This window comes from Kitasatospora sp. NPDC004799, from assembly GCF_040609095.1.
In the GTDB taxonomy this organism is placed as follows: domain Bacteria; phylum Actinomycetota; class Actinomycetes; order Streptomycetales; family Streptomycetaceae; genus Kitasatospora.
Map to the genome: position 1 here is coordinate 1 of NZ_JBEXJK010000535.1, position 4,796 is coordinate 4,796.

General features: G+C 75.8%; 4 protein-coding genes and 2 pseudogenes. 5 read left to right on the plus strand and 1 reads right to left on the minus strand.

The features are described 5' to 3' along the window. Positions 1-73 (plus strand): annotated as a pseudogene (locus ABZW03_RS37360) (phosphoadenylyl-sulfate reductase); the annotation flags it as partial. Positions 74-229: 156 nt separating this feature from the next. Here ABZW03_RS37360 and ABZW03_RS37365 read toward each other — a convergent pair. Further along, a pseudogene (locus tag ABZW03_RS37365) lies at positions 230-610 on the minus strand (ATP-dependent DNA ligase); the annotation flags it as partial. A 148-nt stretch (positions 611-758) separates the two neighbouring features. Here ABZW03_RS37365 and ABZW03_RS37370 point away from each other — a divergent pair. From ABZW03_RS37370 to ABZW03_RS37385, 4 genes are all read left to right on the plus strand, one after another. Beyond that, on the plus strand, positions 759-1,658 hold the full coding sequence (locus ABZW03_RS37370) for an SDR family NAD(P)-dependent oxidoreductase (RefSeq protein ID WP_355268812.1): 900 nt from the start codon (positions 759-761) through the stop codon (positions 1,656-1,658). A gap of 81 nt (positions 1,659-1,739) precedes the next feature. Further along, positions 1,740-2,348, plus strand: a complete 609-nt coding sequence (locus ABZW03_RS37375) for an alpha/beta fold hydrolase (RefSeq protein ID WP_355268814.1) — start codon at positions 1,740-1,742, stop codon at positions 2,346-2,348. A gap of 125 nt (positions 2,349-2,473) precedes the next feature. Beyond that, positions 2,474-3,055, plus strand: a complete 582-nt coding sequence (locus tag ABZW03_RS37380; protein ID WP_355268816.1) for a TetR/AcrR family transcriptional regulator — start codon at positions 2,474-2,476, stop codon at positions 3,053-3,055. A 916-nt stretch (positions 3,056-3,971) separates the two neighbouring features. Then, the gene (locus ABZW03_RS37385) at positions 3,972-4,451 is read left to right on the plus strand and encodes a GNAT family N-acetyltransferase (RefSeq protein WP_355268818.1); all 480 of its coding nucleotides are present in this window, start codon (positions 3,972-3,974) and stop codon (positions 4,449-4,451) included. Positions 4,452-4,796: the final 345 nt, after the last annotated feature.

The window sequence follows — 4,796 nt, forward strand, 5'->3', positions numbered from 1 at the left end:
GACGGGACTGCGCCGGGACGAGTCGCCGAGCCGGGCGAACACCCCGGTGGTGTCCTGGGACCCGAAGCGCCGCCTCCCCGCCGGTCAGCGCCGCCTGCGCCACCGCGCGGGCCGACCCGCGGAACATCAGCGCCCGCCGCACCGCGGCCGCCGGCACCCCGGCCGCCTGCGCGACGGCGTCCCCGACCACCGCGTCCAGCGCCCCCTGCCGCAGGTCCCCGACCAGCACCGCGCGCAGGAACGCCTGCTCCACCGCGGTCGCCCGCGCGAACAGCCCGTGCAGCAGCCGCCGCCGCTCCGCCTGCGCCCCCGCGCCGTGCACGCCGGCGATCCGCTCCAGCTCGCGCTCCACCTCCCGCACCCCGAGCGACGCCTCCGCCGCCGGCTCCGGCAACCCCCGCAGCGCCGCCGGCCCGATCCCGGTCCGCAGCCGCTGCGACTCCCCGGACAGCAGTGCCACCGCGGCCGGCCCGTCCACCGGTCCCAGGCCGCGCAGGCAGCCGGCCAGCAGCTCCGTCTTGGCCCGCCGCCCCGCCTCCGCAGCCACCTCCCGCGACACCGACGCCAACCGCGACAACCCCGCCACACCACCCACCTCCCCCCTCAGCATCAGCCCCCGCCCCGACCGCCGCACGAGCGGAGGCGCTCGGCGATCGACGGCCGGGGCCGACCGAAACCCTCAATCGGATAGATCATCCGTTTGTGCTATCGTCCCACTCAACCGGATGACCTATCCGATTATTGGAGTGGAGGAGCTCATGACGAAGACAGCCGTGGTCACGGCCGGCACCGGCGGCATCGGCCTGGAGACGGCGCTGGGGCTGGCCGCCGCGGGGTTCGCCGTCACCGTGGTCGGACGCGACGCCGACCGCGGAGCCCGGGCGGTCGCGCGGATCAACGCGGCCCGACCCGCGCACCCCGGCCGGTTCCGCTCCGCCGACCTGGCCTCGCTCGACCAGGTCCGCGCGCTGGCCGACGCGATCGCCGCCGAGCACGCCGCGTCGGGGGAGCCCTTGACGGTGCTGGTCAACAACGTCGGGGCGATGTTCGCCCGGCGGCAGCACATCGACGGCGTCGAGGCGTCGTTCGTCGTCAACCACCTCTCGCCGTACCTGCTGACCGAGCTGCTGCTGCCCACGCTCACGGCCGGGGCGCCCAGCCGGGTCGTGAACGTGACCTCGGCCGCGGTCGGCCTCGCCCGGCGGGCGTTCGACGCCGTCGAGCCGCCGGGCGGCTACTACGGCTTCCACTGGTACGGACGCGCCAAGCTCGCCAACCTCGCCTACACGCTCGACCTGGCGAGGCGGCTGGAGGGGACGGGCGTGTCGGTCTTCGCCGCCGATCCCGGTGGCGCCGCGACCGACATGACCAACGGCACCCTGGCCGACCCGAAGATCGTCTCCCCGCCGCTGCGCCTGCTGTGGCCGCTGGTGCGCCGCCGGTTCGAACGCTCCACCTCCGGCCCCGCCTCCGTGGCCGCCCGGCCGTCGATCACCGCCGCCACCGACCCCGCGCTGACCGGCCGGACCGGCCTCGTCATCGGCCCCCAGGCCGAGCCCGTCGCCCCGTTCCGCGCCGCGACCGACCCCCGCGTCGCCGAGGCCGTGTGCAGGCTCAGCCAGGCCCACGCACCCGTGGCCGCCCGAGCGGACACCTGAGTACCGCGGACGGGCCCGGGCCCGACGCCGACCGCCCGACCGGCGCCGACCATGCACCCCCTTCCGCCTGAGGACACCGCCATGACCCACGCCGTCCCAGCCCGCTACGCCCGCACCGTGCACGGCTCCGGTCCCGGCCTCCTCCTCGCCCACGGCGCGGGCGGCAGCAGCGCGGCCGACTTCGGGCCGATCATGGACGGCCTCGCCGCCCGGCACACCGTCGTCGGCGTCGACCACCCCGGCTCGGGCGCCACCCCGGCCTCCGCCGCACCCCTGGAGCTCGACGACCTGGCGGACCGGCTCGTCGCCGCAGCGGACGCGGAAGGACTCGACACCTTCGCCGTCTGGGGGTACTCGCTGGGCGGCACGGTCGCCCTCCGCGTCGCCGCGCGCCACCCGCAGCGGATCACCGCACTGGTGCTGAGCGCGGCCTTCGCCCGCCTGGACACCCGCACCGAGCCGGCCGCCGCGATCCGGCAGCAGCTCCACGACGCCGGACAGCACCTCATCCTCGCCCAGTACCTGGCGCGGCTGACCGTCAGCGCCCCGGTGCGGTACGAACCGGCCGCCGCCGTCCCGGGTGCGCGGACCGCGGAGCTCGCCACCGGGCACCTGCCGTTCCTGGAACAGCCGGACCGGTGGCGGGAGACCATCACCGGCTTCCTCGCCGAGCAGGACGACGCGCGCTGACCCCCTGCGGTGGGCGGGCCAGGCGGCCCGCCCACCGCCCGGAGCCACAGCCCACCAGGGAAGGCCCGCATATGATCACCTGACCAGCCCGCGAACCACGACGAGCAACCTGGAACACTTCCCCCATGACGACCACACCGCTGCGCAAGGACGCCGCCCGCAACTGGGAGCGGATCGTCGCGATCGCCCGCGACCTGGTCGACCAGGGCACCCCCCTGCAGCTCAACGACATCGCACGCCGGGCCGGCCTCGGGGTCGCCACCGTCTACCGGCACTTCCCCACCCCCGAGGCGCTGCTGGAGACCGTCGCCGCCCCCTGCCTCGAAGCCCTCGCCACCCACGGCGAGCAGGCCCTGGCCGACGCCGACCCCCGGCGGGCCCTGGAGGGCTTCCTCTCCGGCGTCCTCCGGGCACAGCTCACCGACGCCGCGCTGCCTCCGGTCGCCGCCGCCGCGGTGGACGCCCTGCCGCGGACCACGGAACTCAAGGAGTCGCTCGCATCGGCCGGCACCGCGCTCCTCGACCGGGCCCGCGCCGCCGGAGCCGTCCGCCCCGACCTCGCCGCCCACGACCTGGTCCCGCTCATGTGCGGCATCGCCCACGCCGTGAACGTCCACGGCGGCACACCCGCCGACCGGACCGAAACCGCCCACCGCTACCTCGACACCCTGCTCGAAGGCATGCGCCCCGCGCCGTCGAACACGTGACGTCCGGCACCACGTTCCCTCGAGAACGATCCTCCCCGGGAGCACGATCGCAAACGGCCGCCGGACACGGCCCGGCCCCCTGCACCGGGTAGCACCCCGGTTCGACGCCGCGCTGACCCTCGCCCGCGAGATCAGGCCCACGCCCCGCACTGCCGCGTGCCGCGACGCCGCTGAACTCACCGCACCGGCCGACCACCTCACCGCCCACGGCCTGCTCCTGGAGATGCTGCCCGGCCCGCTGCCCGGCATCCGCGACCCGTCCGGCCCCCGGCCGGATGCTCCTCGGGCGCTTCGCCGCCATGGCCGAGCCCGAGCGCGAGATCATCCGCGAAGCCCCCTGGAAGGGCCCGACGCCGCCGCCCGCACGGGCAAGCGCGGCGGCCGGCTGCCCGTCATCACCGACGACATGCTGCACCTGTGCTGCGGCGCCGGGCAGCGGGCGAGTCCGTCGAGCAGATCCGCCCCGACCTGAGCATCCCCACCGGCAAGCGCAACGGCCGGAACCCCGGCCTGGCCCGCATCCACCGGGCGCCCGCCGGGCGCGGGAAGGGCGCCAGGCGTACCCCGAAGCCGTCGAAGCGGCCCACGTCGACTTCCGCAGGACGGGGCCCGGGACCGGCCAGATCATCGGCCTCAGCTCCCGTAGGTGTCCGGCCGGCAGCCCCGTCGTCGCCCGCATCCTGACGACGGCCGGCCGCGCCGCCCCGGCGCCCACCGCAGGGGCGCGGCCGGGCGGGCCGGGCCACCGGCGGGTTCGCCGGGCGGGTGCACAGGTGGGTGGTGGCCCGTGCGGGTTCGGCAAGGTGCCGGAGTGGCGTAGGGGGGTGGGTGGTCTTGGCCGGGAGGGTGATCGGCGGCGGGTCGACGGGGCGTCATGCTGAGGGCTCGCACCGACCCCTGAGCGATGGAGACCGAGATGAGTGAGACCCCCGCGACCCGCTGGAGCGTCGGCGCCCCCGAGGCCGGTGACTACGCCGCCTGGCGTGAACTCTTCCGTGGGTACTGCGAGTTCTACCGGGTGCCGATCCCGGAGGAGAAGGCCGAGCTGGTGTGGTCCTGGCTGATGGATCCGGGGCACGAGCTGGCGGGGCTGCTGGCCCGGGACGGGGACGGCAGGCCGGTCGGGCTCGCGCACTACCGGCCGTTCTCCCGGCCGCTGCACGGCGCCGTCGGGTGCTTCCTGGACGATCTGTTCGTCGCGCCGGAGGTCCGGGGCGGCGGGGCGGTGGACGCGCTGTTGGGCCGCCTGCGGGAAATCGCGGCGGAACGCGGGTGGAACACCGTCCGCTGGATCACCTCCGAGGACAATTACCGGGCCCGCGGCAAGTACGACCAGGTCGCCACCCGGACCAGGTTCCTCACCTACGACATGGCTCCGGAGGCCCCGATCGGCTGAGGCCGCGGCCCGACCGCCGGACATTCGTTCGGAATTTCTGTTATCGGAGCCCCGCCGGGAGGTCTCCCCAGTGTCGACACCGACCGGTCGACCCGGAACAGAAAGCGTGGCCACGTGAACAGCGACGACAGGACGACCATCCTCCCGGCGAGCGGAGGCGGCGCCGGCAGCGACAGCGGGAGCGGATCCCGTGGCCGCTCCGGCGGCCGGGCGGCGCGGCGGGCTGCCGAGCGGCACGCAGGCCGGGGGCGGTTGAAGCTCCAGCAGCTCGTCCTGGTCGAGGTCGCCGCACTCCACCGGGTGCTTGCGGACCGCGGCGGTCAGTTCCAGCACGGTCGCGGTGAC